This is a genomic window from Dokdonia sp. (genome assembly GCF_039945015.1).
GTDB lineage: Bacteria > Bacteroidota > Bacteroidia > Flavobacteriales > Flavobacteriaceae > Dokdonia.
Genome location: NZ_JBDUXP010000031.1, coordinates 74,755 through 97,673 on the forward strand (window position 1 = coordinate 74,755; position 22,919 = coordinate 97,673).

The following is a 22,919-nucleotide window of genomic DNA, read 5'->3' on the forward strand; positions in this document are numbered from 1 at the left end:
AATTAGTAAATAATAGACGTATACATTTTGAAGAAGTTTCCTTTTTATAAACAAGCAGATAGTAAAGATTGTGGCCCCACATGCCTTAAGATTATTGCTAAATATTATAAAAAGCCTATCCCTATTCAATTATTACGTAGCCTTAGTGAGACCACTAGATCGGGTAGTAGCCTATTAGGTATAAGTAATGCTGCCGAAAAAATGGGCTTTCGGACACTAGGCGTAAAAATTACACTAGAACAATTACAGGAAGTACCACTACCTTGTATTTTACACTGGAATAAAAACCACTATGTAGTTCTTTTTAAAATATCAAGAGGTTTGTATCACATATCAGATCCAGCACATGGTATTTTAAAATACACCAAAGAAGAACTTCTTAAATACTGGATAGGAAATAATGCGACAGATGCTACTGCAGAAGGAATTGCACTATTACTAGAAACAACACCAAAGTTTTTTGAAGAACATTTTGGTGAAGAAAAAAAGAACTTTGGGTTTGCATTTATATTTAAATATGTTTTCAGATATAAAAAGTTTATTGTCCAACTTATTATTGGACTTTTAGCAGGAAGTTTATTACAACTTGTCTTTCCTTTTTTAACCCAAAGTATTGTCGATGTAGGTATTAAAACAAGGGATATCAATTTTATTTATTTGATTTTAATAGCGCAAGTCTCCCTGTTCTTTGGAAGAACAGCAGTAGAGGTGATACGGAGCTGGATTTTACTACACTTAAGTACACGGATTAATATTTCCCTGATTTCTGATTTCTTCATTAAGTTAATGAACCTACCTATATCATTTTTTGATGTACGTATGACAGGAGATATTTTACAACGTATTAATGACCATAGACGTATAGAACGTATTTTAACCACATCATCACTTAACGTGTTGTTTTCTATGGTAAACCTTATTGTTTTTGGGTTTGTGCTTGCATTTTATAGCCTTCAGATATTTGGAATTTTCTTGATAGGAAGTGTACTATATTTTCTTTGGATTGTTATTTTTCTTAAAAAAAGAGCAGATCTAGATTACAAACGATTCTCACAAGTAAGTCAAGAACAAAGTAAAGTGATTGAACTTATTAATGGGATGCAGGAAATCAAACTCCATAATGCAGAAAAACAAAAAAGATGGTCTTGGGAATTTATGCAAGCACGTCTTTTTAAAATATCAATAGAAGGACTAGCCTTAGAACAATACCAAAGTGTAGGATCAAGCTTTATTAATGAATTGAAAAATATCTTTATTACAGTTCTTTCTGCAAAACTTGTAATAGATGGAGATATTACTATTGGAATTATGCTTGCTATCACGTATATCGTGGGGCAGCTTAACTCTCCTATATCACAATTAATAAGCTTTATAAGAGAGTTGCAAGATGCTCGTATCTCGTTAGATCGTCTCGGAGAAATTCACAATAAAGAAGACGAAGAAAGTGAAGAGGATACAAAAATCACAGATATTCCTACAGATGCAGATTTTGATATTACCGATGTCTCTTTTAGATATATAGGGTCGGATGTTATGGTTCTCAATGGTCTAAGTTTACATATCCCTGCAAATAAAGTAACAGCTATTGTAGGAGTAAGTGGTAGTGGTAAAACAACGCTTATGAAACTTTTACTCAAATTTTATGAACCTAATGAAGGACAGATAAAAGTAGGCGCTTCAGATTTACAAAACGTATCTCAATATTCTTGGAGAGCAGCTTGTGGAGTAGTAATGCAAGAAGGATATGTCTTTAATGATACGATTGCAAATAATATTGCAGTAGGCGATGATTATGTAGATAAGAAGAAACTAGCCCATGCTGTTGATGTAGCAAATATTAAAGAATTTATAGAGTCTTTGCCTTTATCATATAATACCAAAATTGGTATGGAAGGAGTAGGGTTAAGTACAGGACAAAAACAACGTTTGTTTATTGCAAGAGCGGTATATAAGGACCCTCATTTCTTGTTTTTTGATGAGGCAACAAGTGCCTTAGATGCAAATAACGAAAAAGTAATTATGGAAAAACTAGATGAGTTTTTTAAAAATAGAACAGCTATTGTTATTGCACACCGATTAAGTACTGTAAAAAATGCAGATCAAATTGTAGTACTAGATCAAGGTAAAATTGTAGAAGTAGGGAATCACGCTACATTAACAAAAGAAAAGGGATATTATTATAACTTAGTAAAGAACCAATTAGAACTAGGGAGTTAAAAAAGAATACATAGGTAATGCCAGATCAATTAGAAGACATAGAATTACGTAGTGAAGAGGTACAAGAAATCCTAACACAAGCACCCAACTGGATGATACAGTGGGGAAGCGCGTTGTTTTTAGGTTTGATAATTATGTTACTTGTGATTTCTTGGTTTATAAGATATCCAGACATCATTCCTTCAGAAGCAATTATTACAACCCAGATACCTCCGCAAAAAGAATTTGCTAAGAGTACAGGAAGATTCTCTGCCATATTAGTAGAAGATAATCAAGAAGTGACTAAAGGACAAATACTAGCTGTTATAGAAAACACAGCAAATTATGAAGATATATATAAACTCAAATCAGTATTAGATACGATATCATTACAAAATGAATCTTTCTATTTTCCTTATGAGAAGATGCCAATATTTTCTTTAGGAAATATAGAGGCAGATTATGCACTTTTTGTAAATAGTTATATTGTTTATGAATTGAATAGAGAGTATCGGCCATTTTCTAATCGAGCGATAGCAAATCGTATTTCCATTTCTCAAACTCGTAATCGTTTAGAGAATATGAAAGCGCAACGAGAAATTAATAGAAAAGAATTAGAATTGGCAAGAAAGGATTTAGATCGCGATCAAGATCTTTTTGACAATGGTGTTATCGCTGCAACAACATTAGAAAGTTCAAGGATTGGATTTTTACAATCCGAACGTAACTTTAAGAGCATGGATGCTTCAATATCTCAATTAATAGAAGGTGTAAGTAGTGCTCAAAGTACTGCTAAAGGAACAGAAATTGATGGTGCTAGAGAAGAAAGAACCATGTTAATAGGAGTTATACAATCCCTTAATAGGCTTAAAAAAAGCATTAAAGACTGGGAACTTCAATATGCCTTAACGTCTAATCTTGAAGGGAAAGTTTCTTTTTTAAATTTTTGGAGTGAGAATCAAACGGTAAACACTGGTGATATTGTTTTTACAGTAATTCCTAAAGACGGTGCAGAGTATATAGCAAAATTAAAAACACCTGCCCAAAACTCAGGAAAAATCAAAGTAGGACAAGATGTTATTATACGGCTTTCCAATTATCCTGATGAAGAGTTTGGAACTCTAGAAGGGAAGATTACTAAGATGTCTGTAATTGCAGATGAGGAAGGGATGTATGCTATTGACGTTTCACTTCCAGAGACTTTGATTACAACCTTTAATAAAGAAATAGATTTCCAACAGGAAATGAGAGGTACTGCTGATATCGTGACAGAAGACCTTAGATTAATAGAGCGTTTCTTCTACCAATTACGTAATATCTTTAAGAGGTAATTTACTCTTTTACGCTTTCGCGAAAGCATAAAATTTTTTAAATACTTTTTTCTAGAAACTCTTTTATCCAAGAATCATCCCTGCAATGGTTGCAGAAATTAAGGAAGCTATAGATCCACCTATGAGCGCTTTCATTCCAAATTTAGAAAGATTTTTACGTTGCCCAGGAGCCAGAGAACCGATACCGCCTATTTGGATACCAATAGAGGCAAAGTTTGCAAAACCGCATAACATATAAGTAGCCATAATGATAGATTTCTCATAATTTAAATGAACAGCGTTTGCTGTGTTTTTTAAATCTGCTAGTTGTATATAACCTACAAATTCACTCGCGGCAAGTTTTATACCTAGCAATTGTCCCATCATTGTGATATCTTCTTTAGCGACGCCAATAAGCCACATTAAGGGAGCAAATATGGTTCCTAGAATAGCTTCAAGCGAAAGTGCAGGATAGTTTGTATTTGCAGCCATCCAATCATTTACAGAAGTAACACTCCCAACTAAGCCTAAAATATAGTTTAACATCGCAATAAAAGCGACAAAAACGAGTAGCATCGCTCCTACATTTACGGCTAGTTTTAAACCTTCGGTAGTTCCATTTGCGATAGCATCTAGAACATTTGATCCTATTTTTTCTGAAGATACTTTTACATCTGTATTAATAGATTCTGTTTGTGGGTATAAGATTTTTGAAATCACAATCGCTCCAGGAGCAGCCATCACAGAAGCTGCGAGTAAATGCTTTGCAAATACTAATCGCAATGCGGGGTCGTCTCCACCTAAAAAACCTATGTAAGCTGCAAGAACAGCTCCAGCAACCGTTGCCATTCCTCCGATCATCACAAGAAGAATCTCGGACTTATTCATTTTTTCTAAATATGCTTTTATAAGAAGTGGCGCTTCCGTTTGCCCTAAGAATATATTTCCAGCAACACTTAAACTCTCAGCTCCAGAAATGCCTAGAAATTTTGAGAGTAACCATCCAAAAGCTTTCACGACCCATTGGATAATCCCGAGATAAAATAAAAGCGATGTTAATGCAGAGAAGAAAATGATGGTAGGAAGCACTTGAAATGCAAAAATGAACCCAAAAGTGTCCATGTCTACCACTAATCCTTCAAAAAGGAATTTACTTCCTGCCCTTGTAAAATCAAGAATCTGTATAAATACTTTCCCTATAGTTTCAAAGATACTTTGTATAAAAGGTACTTTTAAAACGCCCACAGCTATAATGAGTTGAAGCGCAAGTCCAAGACCAACCGTTTTCCAGTTAATGGCTTTTCTGTTATTACTAAAAAGAAACGCAATAAATAACAAAGTAACCATCCCTAAAATCCCTCTAAGCAAGCTGTTTACGGAAAAACCTTGAGAAGGAATTACCTTAGGAGCTGTAGCTTCAGCAGTTGTTATTTCTGCCTGAGCTATACCTTGTGGAGATGTTTTTCCATTAAAACGATACGTCACTCCTTGCTCAGAAAATGCAAGTGTTGAGTCAGTTAATGTTTGTATTCTGTAACGTCTTATGGTATCATTAGGTGTATTGTAAAAAAAGACCAGAAGATTGTTTTGCTTTATATAATCTCCCGAAGCCTGTAAATTATCTTTCGCCGAAAGGCTATATGAAAAATGACCTTCTTGTAGAGAAAGCGAATCTTTAGTTGAGTCAATGGCAAAAAGATCCGTGCCTGTAGCATCTGTGATTTGTTGAAAAGACCACGTTTTTTCTTCGGTTTGACTCCAAAGGGAACAGGTAGAAAACACAATGGCTACTACTGCCAGGATAAAGTTGCGCATAGATAGATTTTAATTACGTTTTGAAATTTCGTCTCTTATTTTAGCAGCAAGCTCGTAATCTTCATTGTTTACAGCTTGTTCAAGTTGAATGTTTAATTCTTTAAGCGGCATTTTTTGGAAATCATTGTCGCCAGTAAGTAATTCTTCTTCTTCAAGAATGATTTCATCCATAAGAACTTCATCATCATCTGTAAACTCTTCTGGATCGGTATTGCCTTTTAAGAAGATACCTGCTTTGTCTAGAATGTTTTTGTAAGTAAATATAGGCGCCTGAAAACGTAAAGCTAATGAGATAGCATCACTTGTACGTGCATCAATAATTTCTTCTATTTTATCTCGCTCACAAATAATACTAGAGTAAAAGACACCATCTACAAGTTTATGAATAATCACTTGTTTTATAACAATGTCAAAACGATCTGCAAAATTTTTAAAAAGATCATGAGTAAGAGGTCTTGGCGGGCGTATTTCTTTTTCTAAAGCAATAGCTATAGATTGAGCTTCAAAAGCACCAATAACAATGGGTAATTTGCGATCTCCATCTACTTCGCTCAAGATAAGGGCATAGGCTCCATTTTGTGTTTGACTATAGGAAATCCCTTTTATGTTTAAACGTACTAAACTCATAGTTGGTAAAAGTAATAAAAGTTAATTGAGTTTTGAAGCTTATATAACAACGAGTTCGTGTTTTTTAAAGGAAATAGATTGAATTTCTGTAGAAATATGCAATCTGCTTAATGATAAAGCCTTGAACTCACTATATAGCTGTTAATTAAAAATAGGTGAAGATTGTGCAACCTTCACCTATTTTAATGTGTTTATATCAAGAATGACTTAACTATTAGCTGCTTTAAAAGCTTTTAATTTTTCATTAAGTTGAGGTACAATTTCAAAAGCATCACCTACAATACCATAATCTGCAGCTTTAAAGAAAGGAGCTTCTGGATCGCTATTGATTACTACTTTTATTTTTGATGAGTTAATACCTGCAAGATGTTGTATTGCTCCAGAAATACCGATAGCAATATAAAGATTTGATGCTACTGGTTTTCCAGTTTGTCCTACGTGTTCTCCGTGAGGTCTCCATCCTAAATCAGATACTGGTTTAGAACATGCAGTTGCAGCTCCAAGAATTTCTGCCATTTCTTCTATCATTCCCCAATTTTCAGGACCTTTAAGACCACGACCTGCAGAGACAACAATCTCAGCATCGGCGATAGATACTTTGTCAGAAGCTTTGTCTATAGACTGTACTTTTACTCCAAAATCTGCATCGTCAAAGTTTACAGCAAAATCTTCTGTTGCAGCTGCGCCACTATTTTCTTTAAGACCATATGCATTCTTACCAAGGCCTACTATTTTTGTAGCAGTAGCAATCTCAGTTTGATTAAAAGCTTTGTTTGTAAAAGCAGTACGTTTTACTTTAAATGGAGCTGTACTTTCTGGAAGTGCAACAACATTAGAAGCATATCCTGCTTCTAGTTGTGTAGCAAGTAAAGGAGCTACATATTTTGCATCTGCTGTTTGACTTACAACAACAACAGAAGATCCTTCTGCTTTTGCAGCTTGTGCAATCGCTTTTGCATACGCCGCCGCATTAAATCCTTCTAGATTTGCATCGTTTATATTTAATACTTTATCTACCCCATAAGCTCCTAGAGCTCCAGCATCACCTCCGTGTATAGAAACGGCAGTAACTGTAGTTCCCATCATATCTGCAACACCTTTTGCATAACTAGCTACTTCAAAAGCTGTTTTTTTAAAAGTACCGTTTTCTGATTCTGTATATACTAAAACTGACATAATTTGTATATTTTTTAAAGATTGCTTTTTTATGACAAGCATAGATTTTAAATAGCAACCTTGTATTTGTTTTTTAATTATGAGTACGCTTTCGCGAAAGCGTATACCTCTTGAAATTAATTATTTTAGATTGCTTTTGCTTCGTTATGTAATAAATCAATAAGCGCATCTACATTATCTACAAGCTTTACAGCGCCTTTAGGAGCTGGTTTTTCAAAAGAAACAGTCGTTGTATCTGCCGAAACACCTGTAGGTTCAAGAACATTAAGTGGCTTTTTACGAGCCATCATAATCCCTCTCATATTTGGAATACGGAGATCACTTTCTTCTACAAGTCCTTTTTGTCCTCCAATCACTAGAGGAAGTGTTGTAGCAACAGTTTCTTTACCTCCATCAATCTCACGTATTGCCGTTGCATTATTTCCATCTACTTCTAGACTGATACAGGTGTTTACAAAGTTTGCACCTATAAGTCCAGCAAGCATTCCAGGAACCATACCTCCATTATAATCTATAGATTCACGACCTGCAATAACAAGGTCATATGCACCATTCTTTACAACAGTAGCAAGCTCTTTAGAAACTTGAAGACCATCTTTTGCTTCGGTATTTATACGAATAGCGGTGTCTGCTCCTATGGCAAGTGCTTTACGTAATGTAGGTTCTGTTTCTGATCCTCCTACATTTATAACGTCTACAGAAGCACCTTGCTTTTCTTTAAACCACATCGCACGGGTAAGTCCGAACTCATCATTTGGGTTTATAACAAATTGAACACCATTGGTGTCAAACTGAGTATCATTATCTGTAAAATTAATCTTAGAAGTAGTATCTGGTACGTGACTTATACACACTAATATTTTCATAAGAATTTAGAATTTAATATTTAAGTATTCTGTGGTTTTAAAATATCTGTCGAAAGTAATAAAAGAACATCACATACTTTTTGTAAAAAAAACATAAAAGAATATCTTTACTATTTCGTTTTCGTAGCAAAAGTACGGTAAAAAACTTAATTTTACTATGCGCGCATAGTAAAATTTTATAAAAAAGCAATTTATAGAGCAATGATAAATGCTTACTTTTGTTACCCTATTTTAAAGTACAATATTTGATGAGAACAATCCAATTTAGAGAAGCGGTATGTGAAGCGATGAGCGAAGAAATGCGTCGTGATGAATCTGTATACTTAATGGGTGAGGAAGTCGCCGAATATAATGGAGCTTATAAAGCTTCAAAAGGAATGCTAGATGAGTTTGGTGAAGACCGCGTTATAGATACTCCTATTGCCGAACTTGGCTTTGGAGGTATAGGCGTAGGAAGTACAATGACTGGATGTCGTCCTATCGTTGAGTATATGACTTTTAACTTTTCGCTCGTTGGAATAGATCAAATTATAAATAATGCAGCAAAGATCAGACAAATGTCTGGAGGACAGTTTCCTTGTCCTATTGTTTTTAGAGGACCTACAGCATCTGCCGGTCAGTTAGGAGCGACACATTCTCAAGCTTTTGAAAATTGGTTTGCAAATACACCAGGACTTAAAGTGATTGTGCCTTCAAACCCTTATGATGCAAAAGGACTTTTAAAAGCAGCAATACGTGATAATGACCCTGTGATTTTTATGGAGTCAGAACAAATGTATGGAGATAAGGGAGAAGTGCCTGATGGAGAATATGTATTACCTATTGGAGTTGCAGATATCAAAAGAGAAGGAACAGATGTAACTATCGTATCTTTTGGTAAAATCATAAAAGAAGCATACAAAGCAGCAGATGAGCTAGCAAAAGAAGATATTTCTTGTGAGATTATAGATTTACGAACCGTGCGTCCTATGGATCATAAAGCCATTATGGACTCGGTAAAGAAAACAAATCGCCTCGTAATTCTTGAAGAAGCATGGCCATTTGGTAATGTTTCGACAGAAATTACGTACCAAGTACAAGAACAAGTTTTTGATTATTTAGATGCACCTATTATAAAAATTAACACAGCAGATACGCCAGCACCATATTCTCCAGTATTACTGAAAGAATGGTTACCTAACAGTGAAGATGTAATAAAAGCTGTTAAAAAAGTACTATATAGGTAATCGCTACGTTAACGTTATTATATTGAGCTTCATTAATCTTATTAATGAGGCTTTTATTTTATTTATGAATACATATAGAATACTACTACTCGTACTACTTTTCCCATTTGTAATGGTCGCTCAGACCAAAGTAAGTGGCGTTGTTTATGATGAACAAGATAATCCCGTTCCATTTGCAAATGTGATTTATGTGGGATCTAATGAAGGAACGATTACAAATGAGAATGGTCGTTTTTATCTAGAATCAGAAACTACTTGGGAAAAAATCCGTATTTCTTTTATAGGTTTTACAGAAAAAGAAATAACACTTACATCTCGTGTAAATTATGATATGAAGATTGTGCTTCCCCAAGAAGCAGCGGCGATGGATGAAGTGGTTATTTACTCAGGAAAGACTTCAAAAAAGAATAATCCAGCGATTGATATCCTTCGTAAAATCTGGTCTCGAAAAAAACAAAACGGTCTTAGACAGTTTAAACAATACGAGTATGATAAGTATGAGAAGATAGAATTTGACCTTAATACCATAGATAGTGCATTAATAAATAGTCGTCTCTTTAGAGGGATGGAGTTTATTTTTGATCAAACTGATACATCTAGAGTTACTGGAAAAACCTATTTACCAATTTTTGTAAATGAAGCAGTCTCAAAAGTATATGGGGACAACGAATCTAAAAAGGAAAAAGAAGACTTACTTGGTAATAAGAATAGTGGATTTAATGAAAATCAAACCATTATTGGTTTTGTAAAAGATCTTTATAATGACTATGATGTGTATCAAAATTACCTTAAGTTTTTTGATAAAACATTTACAAGCCCTATAAGTAGGACAGGAATACAAACCTATAATTATGTCTTGGCAGACAGTGCTTATATAGATAAAAAATGGTGTTATAATATTATTTATTACCCTAGACGTTCTAATGAACTTACATTTAAAGGAGATTTTTGGGTAAATGATTCTACCTGGGCAATTAAAGAAATCAATATGCAACTCTCAAAGAGTGCAAACATTAACTGGGTCAAGGAAATCTACTTAGAGCAAGAATTTGATATTGTAAATGATACTACCTTCTTATTAAAGCGTGATTATTTCTTGTCTGACTTTGCTTTTAGAAAAAAAGAAGAGTCGAGAGGTCTTTACGGTAAGCGTACAACGCTATATGATAATTATATTTTTAACGAGAAGAAAGACAAAGAATTTTATGAGAAGGAAGTCTATTATTATGACAAGGATGTCTATAATAGAGATGATGCTTTTTGGGAAGAGAATAGAAAAGAAGCATTAAGTGCAGATGAGAAAGGAGTGTATAAAATGCTCGATACGCTTAAAACAGTAAAGAAATTTAGAAATTTATATAACCTTGGATCTGTCTTAGCATCAGGGTATTGGGAGTTTCCTAGTCTTAACTTAGATTATGGACCTATCTTTTCTACATTTGGATTTAACGAAGTAGAAGGTTTACGAATACGTACAGGAGCTCGTACATACTTTGGGCAAAATGACTTATGGAGAGCCGAGGGATTTGTTGCATATGGATTTAAAGATCAGAAATTCAAATTTGGTGCCTCTTCAAAATGGCTTGTCGATAAGAAAAGCCGATTGATTTTTTCTGGAGGATATCGACAAGATGTAGAGCAAATAGGAGCAAGTCTTACAACGTCTAGAGATGTTTTAGGAAGAAACCTTGCCTCGTCATCACTTGTAAATACAGCAAGTAATGACAAGTTAACCTCTATTAAATTGGCCAATGTCGCAGTTGAAATTGAACCCATACGCAATCTAAAATTTCGATCTGATTTCTCGTTAAGAAGTCTTGAGTCTGCATCTGAGACATTCAATCTTGAGTATTTTATAGATGAAACACAAACAACAACCAAAGCAGATCTTAATCAAGCAGAGATTGTATTTACAACCATATGGGAGCCTGGTAAAAAAACATCTGGTTTTGGGGTAGAGAGACGTGTGGTTAATGAATGGTTTCCTAGTTTTTTCTTAAGTTATACAAGAGGCCTTGAAGGAACATTAAATAGTGATTTTGAATATGACAGACTTCAATTCTCCTTTAAAAAAGGAATTAGAGTAGGAGGCTTTGGAACGTTAAATGTTTCGACAGAAGTGGGTAAAACTTTTGGAGAAGTACCACTTGCATTATTAAGTCCAGTGCCGGGAAATCAATCCCTATTCTCTATTTTTAATACCTATAGTCAACTTAATTTCTACGAATTTGTAACAGACGAGTATGCCTCTGTTCAACTAGAACATAATTTTGGGGGACGTATCTTTTCTCGGATCCCTTTCTTAAAGAAATTAAACCTTAGAGAAATTGTAGGAATACGCGGTGTAATAGGTAATATCTCTCAAGAAAATATTGATTTAAATAGACCGGCCTTTGAAAATTTACGCTTTATCCAAAACGATGTGCCTATCTCGACACTAACTCCCCAAGATATAGCACCAACCTCAGAACCTTATTTTGAATATAGTTTTGGAGTTGGTAACATTTTTAAGGTTTTCCGTATAGATGTGAACTTTAGAGGAAATTATAACGACCTTCCAGATGCTCGTAGTTTTGGTGTCACAGGATCGTTTGGATTCTTTTTCTAATTGCGTGTTTGACGCTTACAAAAGAACGTCTTAGAGTTACTAATTTAATTTGAATCAAGTCAAATATGAAATAGGTGACTACGCTTTAGTGATCGCTATTGTGGTTGTCTGATATAAATAGGATTTTTAAACTATAGGAGACATACGTGTCTTCATACATTTAATGATTTATACTATTTATGTTATGAAAAAAACACTACTTAATTTCTTTTTTATTGTATTTACACTCACCTCTCTGGCTCAAAATCATTCATTGGATTTTGATGGAACGGATGATTTTGTGGATTTACAACAAAACTTTGCTTTTGAAGCAACAGACCGTTTTACCATAGAAGCTTGGATAAATATTAGTTCTATTGGCTCTTTTCAACAAATCATTGCAAAGCTTGGCAATGGCGTATTATCATTTAGAGGTTGGGGATTTCAAGTGACCGATGATGGAATTTTAAGTGCCTTTATTTCTACAGAATTTTTTACACAAACGCGATATGTAGAAGGGGAGCAAATATTACAAACTAATACGTGGTATCATGTAGCCATGAGTTTTGATGGCGAAGACGAAATATTATTATATGTAAACGGAGCACCAGAAACACTAGGTGTTGTAAATCCTGATGGAGAACTTACTACAATAGCGACAAGTGCGCCAACTCATATCGGAAACTTTGATAATGGAACAGCTCAAGAACATTTTAATGGTAAAATAGATGAACTTCGTGTTTGGAGTGGTGTAAGAAGTACTGAAGAAATTGCAACTGCGTATATGACAGAGTTATCTGGTAATGAAACCAATTTACTAGGATACTATAAAATGGATGTGACAAATTCTTCTTGTGATGTTCAAGATTGTCATGTAAATGAAAATCATGGAGATAGAGAAGGATCAAATGGAGCTAATGATTTACCACAATTTTCTGATGATGTTCCAGAAATAGATGATGTAGCTTGTGGTGTAGATTTGGATTGTACACTTTCTGTAGATGAAGTTGTGCAGTTAGAATTTTCAGTATATCCAAACCCTGCAGAGAGCATTATTTCATTTTCTGGAGTTCATTTAGAAGAAACAAATGTTACATTATATAATGTCTTAGGGAGTGCTATAAAAGAAACACGTGTTGTAAACAATTCGATTGATATCTCAGAGATTCCAACGGGGATATACTTTATGGTAGCTACTGTAAATAACGTCAGAATTTCAAAAAAGATTATTAAGAAATAAACATATTCAAAATGTAGTTTTTAGCCCTGACGACCGATCAAAAGGTTGCCAGGGCTTTTGTTATGAAGAATATTACTGTTTTATTACGCTTTCGCGAAAGCGTAAACACATCCATTCCCTCACTTAAAAGGTGTATTCCCTAATTGCCATTTGAATCTATAAGAGCGTTATCTTTACTTTGGACCAAAATCCAACCCATGAGAATAATTATTGCTTTCTTGCTTTTTATATGTAGTGTTCAAGGTGCTATAGCCCAAGAATCTCCATTTCAAAAAGAATGGATCAAAATAGACACGCTAGAACTTAGAAGTCAAGTAAAAACTGCATTAAAAATTGTAGACAGTATTCGATTAGAGAGCCGTAATCAAAACCACTTAAATGACTATGTAAAGGCTTCTATATACAGGTGGAAATTTCTTAAAATTACAGAAGAAGATGTTGAGAGCTCCATTATTAAAGAGATAGAAGTGGCTTCTGCAAAAATGCCCATTACTCAAAAAGCAATTTTTAAGTTACTTAAAGCACGATTACTCACTGATTATTATACCAATAATCGGTATAGAATAAATCAACGCACCCAAGTAGTCGAAAAATCTGAAGATATAAGCATGTGGAATGGGGTAAAGTTTATAAATGAGATTATAAAAACGTATAAAGAAGCCCTAACTTATAAAGAACAGCTTATAAAAATTCCAATTTCAGATGTTGAAGAACTTGTTTTAAAAGGACTTGTAAATAGACAGTATAAGCCTACACTCTATGATTTTATAGCGCAAGAAGCGATGGCTTTTTATAAAACTCCATGGTATGGAATTGATAGACCTGCAATACTTTTTGAAATAAAACATCCTTCTTTTTTTGATTCTTCAGAGAATTTTAGAGCGGAAGTATTTGAGACAAAAGATACTCTAGTTTCAAGTTTTAATGCTGTTAAGCTTTTACAAGAGATTGAAAAGATTCATGCGGAGGATTCTGATCCCACAGCGTATGTCTATGCACAGTTAGAGCGTTTAAAGTTTGCACAGCAATATTATATAAAGAACGATAAAGATGAATTATATGAAAAAGGGTTGAGTGCGCTTTCGCGAAAGCATAACACACACTTTATTCAAAGTATATTACAATATGAACTAGCAAGTTATTATGTAGATAAAGCAAGGACTAATCTAACTCAAGGGTATTATCTAAAGGCAAAAGAAATTTGTGAAACTCTTATTGATAAATACCCAACCTCTGAAGCGGCTGCACGCGCAAAACAATTACTTAATGAAATAAATCAAGTACAACTTTCAATAAAAGTTAAAGCACAAGTGTTGCCTAATAAGGCAAACAGAATGCTAATCACCTATAAAAATCTAGATACATTAAAAGTAAAAATTGTTAGAATCCCACCTTCATTTGATTCACAGCAACGATATCAATTAGGAGCCAATTTTTGGAGCATTATAAAAGGGGATGAGCATCAAAGTGCTATTGTAGACTCACTAGTATATGTATTGCCAGGTGCAGAAGATGTGAATCAACACACTACAGAAGTGCTCCTACCTAAATTGCCACACGGAAAATATCTTATATATGCAGATAATAAAAGGTTGGAATCTTCCAGAAGTTATGCTTTTGGGTATACAGAAGTCACAAAAATAGGGTATACGATCACGGATTATAATAAGAGAAAAACCTTTCGATTTTATGATCGGGAATCTGGTGCGCCTCTAGAAAATGTCGAAGTGTCATCTACGTCTACTTCGGAAGTATATACTACCTCTGGAGTGACAGATGCCTATGGAGAGTATAGTGTAGAAAAAAGTAATGATGGAAAAAATAACTATCGTAACAATAGAGTAAGTTTTACTGCAGTATATAATAAAGATACGTTACGATTTAATAATAATGTGTACCCTTCTTATAGAATAGATGCAGATAATAAAAAGAGATCTAAAGTTGAGATATTTCTAGATAGAGGAATTTATAGACCAGGGCAAACTTTATATTTTAAAGGAATCTTATTGCAAAGAGAACATAAGAAATCTACAATTGTGCCTCAACAAAAAGCAATACTCTATATTAAAAGTAGTAATGGAGATGAATTGTTAGAAAAAGAAGTGATCACTAATGAGTATGGATCCTTTTCTGGAGAATTCACTATTCCAGAAGATGTGCTTGCAGGACGTTTTAGTATTTATCTAGAAGAGCCTGATGAAGACTCAGCGTTTTGGGATGGTAACTTTGATATCGATAGGGGTTATAAGAGTTTTAGGGTAGAAGCCTATAAACGCCCAACATTTGAAATAACCTTTGATGATATTTCAAAAACATATACGCCTAATGACACTGTAACCATTACTGGAAATGCAAAAGCTTTTTTAGGATCTAATATTACTCAAGCTACAGGAGTCTATAAAATCACTAGAAAAAAAGTATTTCGTAATTGGTACTATTATTCAAATAGCGGAGGAGAACGTCAGCTAGCAACAGATTATTTTAAAACAGATGATAAAGGGAATTTTGAAATTAAATTTATTGCAGATTATGAAGAGCAATCTATAGATGGGATTTTTGAATTTCTAATAGAAGTTGATATCACAGATATTAATGGAGAAACACGTAGTGCTGTAAAAAGAATTAAAGTAGGTAAGAAGAACCTTCTCACAACAATTACAGTTTCTGAGCAGGTTGATGGAGGAGAATCGATTGAAATTGATGTAGAGAATAAGAACTTAAACGATGTTCAGGTTGCATGTGATAACACTATTAAGATTTTTAAACTTGATACACCTAATAGAATTCTTTTTGATAGACTTTGGGAGACCCCAGAGTATCAGCAAATTTCTAAAAAAGCATTTCAAGAAGCATTTCCTAATGAATTGTATGATCTAGATACTATTCCAAAATCAAGAGGCGCTTTGGTGTATGAAGGTGTTTTTAAAGAAGTATCTCAATATAAAGAGGCAATACGTACAAGTGTGGCTTGGGAAGCGGGAACATACGTGATAGAACATACAGCCCAAAGTAAAGAAGGTGTCTCTGTCGTGACAGAACAACCTCTTACAGTATACCAACCTACTCAAAAATACCTTCCTAAAAATGAGTTGTTAAATTATAAAGTGATTAACAAAGACCCTCGTAAAGATGGATATGTAGAAGTGGCTATTAAAACGTCCTTGCAGGATTTGTCAGTGTCTATTGATGGTTTTTATAAAGACAGTCGATTTTATAAAAATAAGGCAGTCATTGACGGGAAGAAAATAATCAAAATTCAACTAGATAAAAGCTACGAGGAAAAAATCACCCTTCGTTTGAAATATGCACGGTTTGGGAGATTTTTTCATAAAGACATTCCTGTTGATCTCTCGGTACCCGAAGACTTTCTTGAGATAGAGACGCAAACATTTAGAAGTAAGTTATATCCAGATTCAAAAGAGAGATGGAGTTTTAAAATCAAAAACTCAGAAGGAAAGAAAGTCGCTGCAGAAGTACTTGCGTCTATGTACGATGCATCGTTAGATGTCTTTGCAAAGAGTTACTGGAATACTGATTTTAATATTAAAGACTATGTAAATAGGCATGTACCTTCTATAGATCAGGGTTCTGAAAATTTTGTAAATAACTTTAGAGTTATAAATAGAGAAAAACGTTTTGGTAGATTTGGAACTGCTTTTGATAAAATAAACTTCTTTGGATTAGATTTAAATAACAGAAACTACCTCTATAATAATTACTTACGAAGAAGACGAAGCATACAGAAACTAAAACATAAGACACATACTATTCAAGTAGGCAATACGATAGGGATCGTATTAGATGTAAACGGTTTACCAATATCTGATGCGACTATAACTGTTAAAGGAACTAAAGACGTTGTACAGACAGGTTTTAACGGAGAGTTCTCTATAACAACGGTTCCGTCGGATATTTTGGTAATCTCCTCTATAGGATTTATAACGCAGGAATATAAAGTAACAGGAGAAGTCATGTACACGACTCTTGAAGTAGATACTAGTCTAGAAGGAATTGTTATCACTGCACAAGGAATACGAAGAGAGAAGAAGGCATTAGGCTATGCAGTAAGTGAAGTTTCTTCAGATGATATCGAATACGTTACAGAGGATGAGTTGGCAGTCACAATTTCTGGTAATGCGTCTGGTGTTGCTATACAAGATAGTATCGCTTTTAATTTTTCTGCTGATAAAGCACTTATTACAAGCGAAATTTCAAAAGGTCCAAAAAAAGTTATTGATTTTAAAGGTGTTACCATTCGTAAAAACCTGAATGAGACTGCCTTTTTCTATCCACATTTGACTACAAACCGTAGAGGGGAAATCAAATTTACTTTTGATGCTCCGCAATTATTAACACAGTGGCGTTTCCGATTACTTGCTCATACTAAAAATGTAACCAGTGGAGGGTTAGAAAAAGATGTCATTACTCAGAAAGATTTGAGCTTGGTTCCCAATACCCCTCGTTTTTTAAGAGAAGGTGATGTGGTTGAATTAAGTGCAAAAATCGCAAACCTTACTGATGAAGAAATGGATGGTGCTGTGCAATTACAGCTTTTTGATGCAATCACCATGAAACCTGTTGATGTAGCACTTAATAATATAAAAGCAACTCAAGAGATTATGGTTGCGCCGTATGGGAATGCAAGTGTATTCTGGAGATTAGAGATTCCGTCTGGAGTTCAAGCAGTGACATACCGTATGGTAGCAAAAGCAGGTTCATTTTCTGATGGGGAAGAAAATATCTTACCTATTTTATCAAATAGAATGATGGTGACAGAAACGGTTCCTTTTCTTGTTAGAGCTGGCGAAGAACGTGAAGTAACCATGGATCATCTTATAAACACAACATCTAAGACGCTAACACATCAGAAATTTGCATTAGAATATACTTCTAATCCGTCTTGGTATGCACTACAGGCCTTACCGTATTTAATGGAGTTTCCTCATGAATGTTCAGAGCAGACATTTTCTAGAATGTATGCAAATAGCCTTTCGGCGAAAGTCCTTAATAGCAATCCTAAGATTAAAGAAATCTTCGAGTCTTGGAAGGGAGATGGGGTGTTAAAAAGTGCCTTAGAAAAAAATGAAGCATTAAAATCTATTCTTATTTCTGAAACTCCATGGTTACGAGATGCACAGTCTGAAACCGAAAAGAAAAAACGCTTAGGGTTATTATTTGATATAGAAAAAAATGCAGCAGCTCAAGAAAAAACACTTGCCAAACTAATAGAAAAACAAAACGGAGATGGAGGATTTCCTTGGTTTTCGGGAGGTCAAAGCAATTATTATATTACAAGACATATTGTCTCAGGGATAGGTCATTTACAAAAACTTGGAGTTGAAGTGCAAGCTCCAGAAATGCTTGAAGAGGCTATTGATTATCTAGATATAGAACTGGAAGATCAGTTAGAAAGGTATGCAAAACGCTATGAAGATACCTCTGCGTTTTATAAACGTATAGATCATTTGCACTTTTTATATGCGAGATCTTTTTTCCTAAAAGAATACCCGTTACCATCCAATATTCAATCTATTATAGATAAATCACTAGCGTATTATAATGAAGAATGGCTAGCAAAATCTACCTATCAAAAAGGATTGCTTGCGATTATAAATGATCGATTGGGTAATAGAGAAATGGCAACTAAGATTCTTATCGGTTTAAAAGAATCTGCCGTGCAATCTAAGGTAAACGGGATGTACTGGAAAGATAATCGTTCTGGATGGTTCTGGCATGAAGCTCCTATAGAAACACAAGCATTACTTATAGAGGCTTTTCATGAGGTCTTAGATGATCAAGAAACTGTAGAAGAGCTTAAAATCTGGCTATTACAACAAAAACGAGCAGGAGATTGGAAAACAACAAAGGCAACAGCTGCTGCGGTATATGCACTTCTAATGACTGGAAATTCATTTGTAACACTAGATGATACTACTCAAATAGAAATGCAGACTCCAGAAAATCAAAAACAGATGGATCAAGCACCGAGAGAGGATGGAACAGGGTACGTGAAGGCTGTATGGAATGGTGATGAGGTGACAACATCATTGGGAAAAACAATGATTAAAAATAAAGGGACTTCGGTAGGATATGGCGGCATGTACTGGCAATATTTTGAAGATTTAGATAAGATTGAAGAAATAGAAGGCACTGTATTAAACCTCTCAAAATCTTTGTTTTTAGTAAACAAAAATGATGCGACACTACCACTAGAGCAAATTTCTGACACGACTACTCTGGCATTAGGACAAACAGTAAAGGTGAGATTGACCATTAAAGTAAAAAGTAATATGGAGTTTGTGCATCTTAAAGATATGCGTGCTAGTGGACTGGAACCTATAGATGTTTTGTCTCAGCATAAATATCAAGATGGAGTTTCTTATTATCAAAGTACACGAGATACAGCGACACATTTCTTTTTTGATAATTTACCTATGGGAACCTATGTGTTAGAGTATGATGTAAGAGTAAATAATAAAGGACAATTTTCTAATGGAATAAGTACAATACAGAGTATGTATGCTCCAGAATTTTCTAATCATACCTCTGGGATGAAGATTATTATAGAATAATAGTATTAAGTAACCTAAACTTAACATAGTATTCTTTGGCTATAATGCTATTTCAGCGTATTTTTGCACCCCGAAAACGAAGAATACACATACGTATTGATTTTATTTAACTGGTTATCAATTATTTAAATATGTGTTTTAAGTTTTAGGGTACGCTTTCGTGAAAGCGTAAAAAAACAAAAGACCTTCGTGTCTCTTAAATATGAATATGACAATAGATAAAATAAAAACATTTGACGTACTTATCGAGATTCCTAAAGGGAGTCGTAATAAGTATGAGTACGATTTTGAACTTAAAAAGATACGTTACGATCGTATGATCTTTTCGTCTATGATGTATCCTGCAGATTATGGTTTTGTGCCAGAAACATTAGCACTAGATGGAGATCCTCTAGATGTGCTGGTATTGGTAACCGAGCCTACATTTCCAGGTTGTGTGATTGAAGTGAAGCCTATAGGAGTTTTTCATATGGCAGATGAGAAAGGACCAGACGAAAAAATAATTTGTGTTCCAGTAAGTGATCCTATTGCAAGTCGTGTAAATGATCTTTCTGAGGTTAATGGACACTTGGTTAAAGAAATAGAACATTTCTTCCAGGTATATAAGGATCTTGAAGAAAAGAGAGTAGATGTAGGAGGATGGGGAGATGTACATGAAGCAAAAGAAATTGTTGCAAAATGTATAGAACGTTATCAAGATAGTGACGTGCCACGTAGTGAAGTAAGTATCTACTAAATCACCTATTTTTAAAGAATTAGCTATTAGCCACAATCCTTTGGATTGAGGCTTTTTTTGTTCGCTCTGATTTTCCTACATTAGCGTCGCTAAAAAAATAATTAAACCAAAAATATATTATATGGAATCAATGATGATTTATATGCCTATTGCAATGGCAGTATTAGGGCTAATTTATATGGGAGTAAAGCGCTCTTGGGTAATGAAGCAAGATGCAGGAGATGGTAAAATGAAAGAGATTTCTGATCACATTTATGAAGGAGCCTTGGCTTTTTTAAGTGCAGAATATAGATTGCTTGCTATTTTTGTTGTTATTGTAAGTGTTTTATTAGCGATTGTTTCGTTTGTAGTGCCTACAACACATTGGCTTATTGTGATTGCATTTATTTTTGGAGCTATATTTTCTGCTTTTGCAGGAAATGTAGGAATGAAGATAGCTACTAAAACAAACGTAAGAACGACACAAGCTGCTCGTACAAGTTTACCAAATGCTCTTAAGATATCTTTTGGAGGTGGTACTGTAATGGGACTTGGTGTTGCTGGTCTTGCTGTTTTAGGACTTACAGCTTTCTTTATCTTTTTCTTCCACTTCTTTATGGGAGGTGAATGGACAAATACAATGGATATGACTATTGTTCTTGAGACCCTTGCTGGATTCTCATTAGGAGCTGAGTCTATTGCGCTCTTTGCACGTGTAGGAGGAGGTATTTATACAAAGGCAGCTGATGTAGGAGCAGATCTTGTAGGTAAAGTAGAAGCAGGAATTCCAGAAGATGATCCTCGTAACCCTGCAACAATTGCAGATAATGTAGGAGATAATGTAGGTGATGTGGCAGGTATGGGAGCCGATTTATTTGGTTCATACGTAGCAACAGTACTTGCAGCAATGGTACTTGGTAATTATGTGATTAAAGATATGGGAGGTAATATTTCTGATGCTTTTGGAGGTATCGGCCCAATATTATTGCCTATGGCAATTGCAGGAATAGGAATTATAATTTCTATTATAGGAACTATGCTTGTAAAAATAGGCAGTAATGAAGCCAAAGAGTCTCAAGTAATGGGTGCTCTTAATAAAGGAAACTGGACGTCTATCATCTTGGTAGCTGCAGCTTGTTTTGGATTATGTAAATGGATGCTTCCGGAAACTATGAATATGGAATTCTTTGGAGAGGGATTACAAGAGATTTCTTCTATGCGTGTGTTTTATGCAACACTTGTAGGATTAATAGTAGGAGCTGTGATTTCTTCAGTAACAGAATACTATACAGGATTAGGGAAGAGTCCAATTTTAAAAATTGTACAACAGTCTAGTACTGGAGCAGGGACCAACATTATTGCAGGTCTTGCAACGGGTATGATTTCTACATTCCCTTCTGTATTATTATTTGCTGGTGCTATTTGGGCATCGTATGCATTTGCAGGGTTTTATGGAGTGGCACTTGCCGCTTCTGCAATGATGGCGACAACAGCAATGCAACTTGCTATTGATGCTTTTGGACCTATATCTGATAATGCAGGTGGAATTGCTGAAATGAGTGAGCAAGAGCCTATTGTACGTGAGCGTACTGATATTCTTGATTCTGTTGGAAATACAACAGCAGCAACAGGAAAAGGATTTGCAATTGCTTCGGCAGCATTAACGTCTCTAGCATTATTTGCAGCATATGTAACCTTTACAGGAATAGATGGGATTAATATATTTAAAGCACCCGTACTTGCGATGCTTTTTGTAGGAGGAATGGTACCTGTAGTGTTTTCTGCACTAGCAATGAATGCTGTAGGAAAAGCAGCTATGGAAATGGTTCAAGAAGTACGTCGTCAGTTTAAGGAGATTCCAGGAATTATGGAAGGTACTGGGAAACCAGAATATGATAAATGTGTGGCTATCTCAACACAGGCGTCTCTTAAAGAAATGATGTTGCCTGGATTATTAACGATAGGTTTTCCTTTGGTGATTGCTTTTGTACCATTACTTTTTGGAATGGATAATTTAGCGATTGCAGAGATGTTAGGAGGATATATGGCTGGGGTTACTGTAAGTGGTGTTCTTTGGGCAATTTTTCAAAACAATGCTGGAGGTGCTTGGGATAATGCTAAGAAATCTTTTGAAGCTGGAGTAGAAATTAATGGAGAAATGACGTATAAAGGATCTGATGCACATAAAGCAGCAGTAACTGGAGATACGGTAGGAGATCCTTTTAAGGATACATCTGGACCATCTATGAATATTCTTATTAAACTTACGTGTTTAATAGGACTTGTAATTGCACCAATTTTAGGTGGACATATAGAGGATGGTGTAGCATTAACAGAAGTTGAAGAAATAGAAGTTGTGGCTAATATTACTTCTGATAAAGAAGTAGAAAAGCAAGTTCAAGTAGAAATGAATGCTGGAAATGATGGACAAGCAAAAGCTACAGTGACAACTACAATTACTAAAGACGGTCAAACTACTACAGAAGAAAAAATATATGAAGGTAGTGTAGAAGAAGTAAAAGCAGCTGTTGAGTCTTCAAAAGAAAACGTTACTATCAAAGTGAAAACAGGAAAGTAACTGATTGTTTA

Annotated in this window: 12 protein-coding genes; 8 read left to right on the forward strand and 4 right to left on the reverse strand. The window is 34.7% G+C overall.

All coding sequences use genetic code 11. The annotated features are described in order from the left end of the window. The first annotated feature begins 27 nt into the window (after positions 1-27). Both ABJD27_RS22505 and ABJD27_RS22510 read left to right on the forward strand, forming a co-directional pair. On the forward strand, positions 28-2,217 hold the full coding sequence (locus ABJD27_RS22505) for a peptidase domain-containing ABC transporter (RefSeq protein ID WP_348169361.1): 2,190 nt from the start codon (positions 28-30) through the stop codon (positions 2,215-2,217). Positions 2,218-2,234: 17 nt separating this feature from the next. Continuing rightward, the gene (locus ABJD27_RS22510) at positions 2,235-3,527 is read left to right on the forward strand and encodes an HlyD family efflux transporter periplasmic adaptor subunit (protein ID WP_348169358.1); all 1,293 of its coding nucleotides are present in this window, start codon (positions 2,235-2,237) and stop codon (positions 3,525-3,527) included. A gap of 63 nt (positions 3,528-3,590) precedes the next feature. Here the strand turns inward: ABJD27_RS22510 and ABJD27_RS22515 are convergent, their stop codons facing one another. From ABJD27_RS22515 to ABJD27_RS22530, 4 genes are all read right to left on the reverse strand, one after another. Next, entirely contained in the window at positions 3,591-5,321 is a 1,731-nt protein-coding gene (locus ABJD27_RS22515) for a nucleoside transporter C-terminal domain-containing protein (protein ID WP_348169355.1), read from the reverse strand. Between the two features lie 9 nt (positions 5,322-5,330). Continuing rightward, a complete protein-coding gene (locus ABJD27_RS22520; protein WP_348169352.1) occupies positions 5,331-5,948 on the reverse strand; it encodes a bifunctional nuclease family protein in 618 nt (205 codons plus the stop codon). A gap of 207 nt (positions 5,949-6,155) precedes the next feature. Next, complete coding sequence (locus ABJD27_RS22525; RefSeq protein ID WP_348169349.1) at positions 6,156-7,124, reverse strand: electron transfer flavoprotein subunit alpha/FixB family protein; 969 nt, start codon at positions 7,122-7,124, stop codon at positions 6,156-6,158. A gap of 125 nt (positions 7,125-7,249) precedes the next feature. Continuing rightward, complete coding sequence (locus ABJD27_RS22530) at positions 7,250-7,990, reverse strand: electron transfer flavoprotein subunit beta/FixA family protein (RefSeq protein ID WP_348169347.1); 741 nt, start codon at positions 7,988-7,990, stop codon at positions 7,250-7,252. Between the two features lie 248 nt (positions 7,991-8,238). Here ABJD27_RS22530 and ABJD27_RS22535 point away from each other — a divergent pair, with 248 nt between their 5' ends. The 6 genes from ABJD27_RS22535 (at position 8,239) to ABJD27_RS22560 (ending at position 22,908) form a co-directional block, all read left to right on the forward strand. Then, positions 8,239-9,216, forward strand: a complete 978-nt coding sequence (locus tag ABJD27_RS22535; protein ID WP_348169344.1) for a pyruvate dehydrogenase complex E1 component subunit beta — start codon at positions 8,239-8,241, stop codon at positions 9,214-9,216. Positions 9,217-9,280: 64 nt separating this feature from the next. Then, a complete protein-coding gene (locus ABJD27_RS22540; RefSeq protein WP_348169342.1) occupies positions 9,281-11,824 on the forward strand; it encodes a DUF5686 family protein in 2,544 nt (847 codons plus the stop codon). Between the two features lie 184 nt (positions 11,825-12,008). Then, on the forward strand, positions 12,009-13,043 hold the full coding sequence (locus ABJD27_RS22545) for a LamG-like jellyroll fold domain-containing protein (RefSeq protein WP_348169339.1): 1,035 nt from the start codon (positions 12,009-12,011) through the stop codon (positions 13,041-13,043). A gap of 197 nt (positions 13,044-13,240) precedes the next feature. Further along, positions 13,241-19,615, forward strand: coding sequence for an alpha-2-macroglobulin family protein (locus ABJD27_RS22550; RefSeq protein ID WP_348169336.1), 6,375 nt, complete (start codon positions 13,241-13,243; stop codon positions 19,613-19,615). A 208-nt stretch (positions 19,616-19,823) separates the two neighbouring features. Further along, positions 19,824-20,351, forward strand: coding sequence for an inorganic diphosphatase (locus tag ABJD27_RS22555; RefSeq protein ID WP_348169333.1), 528 nt, complete (start codon positions 19,824-19,826; stop codon positions 20,349-20,351). Between the two features lie 121 nt (positions 20,352-20,472). Beyond that, positions 20,473-22,908 (forward strand): sodium-translocating pyrophosphatase, encoded by a 2,436-nt coding sequence (locus tag ABJD27_RS22560; RefSeq protein ID WP_348169330.1) that lies wholly within the window; start codon positions 20,473-20,475, stop codon positions 22,906-22,908. Positions 22,909-22,919 lie beyond the last annotated feature (11 nt).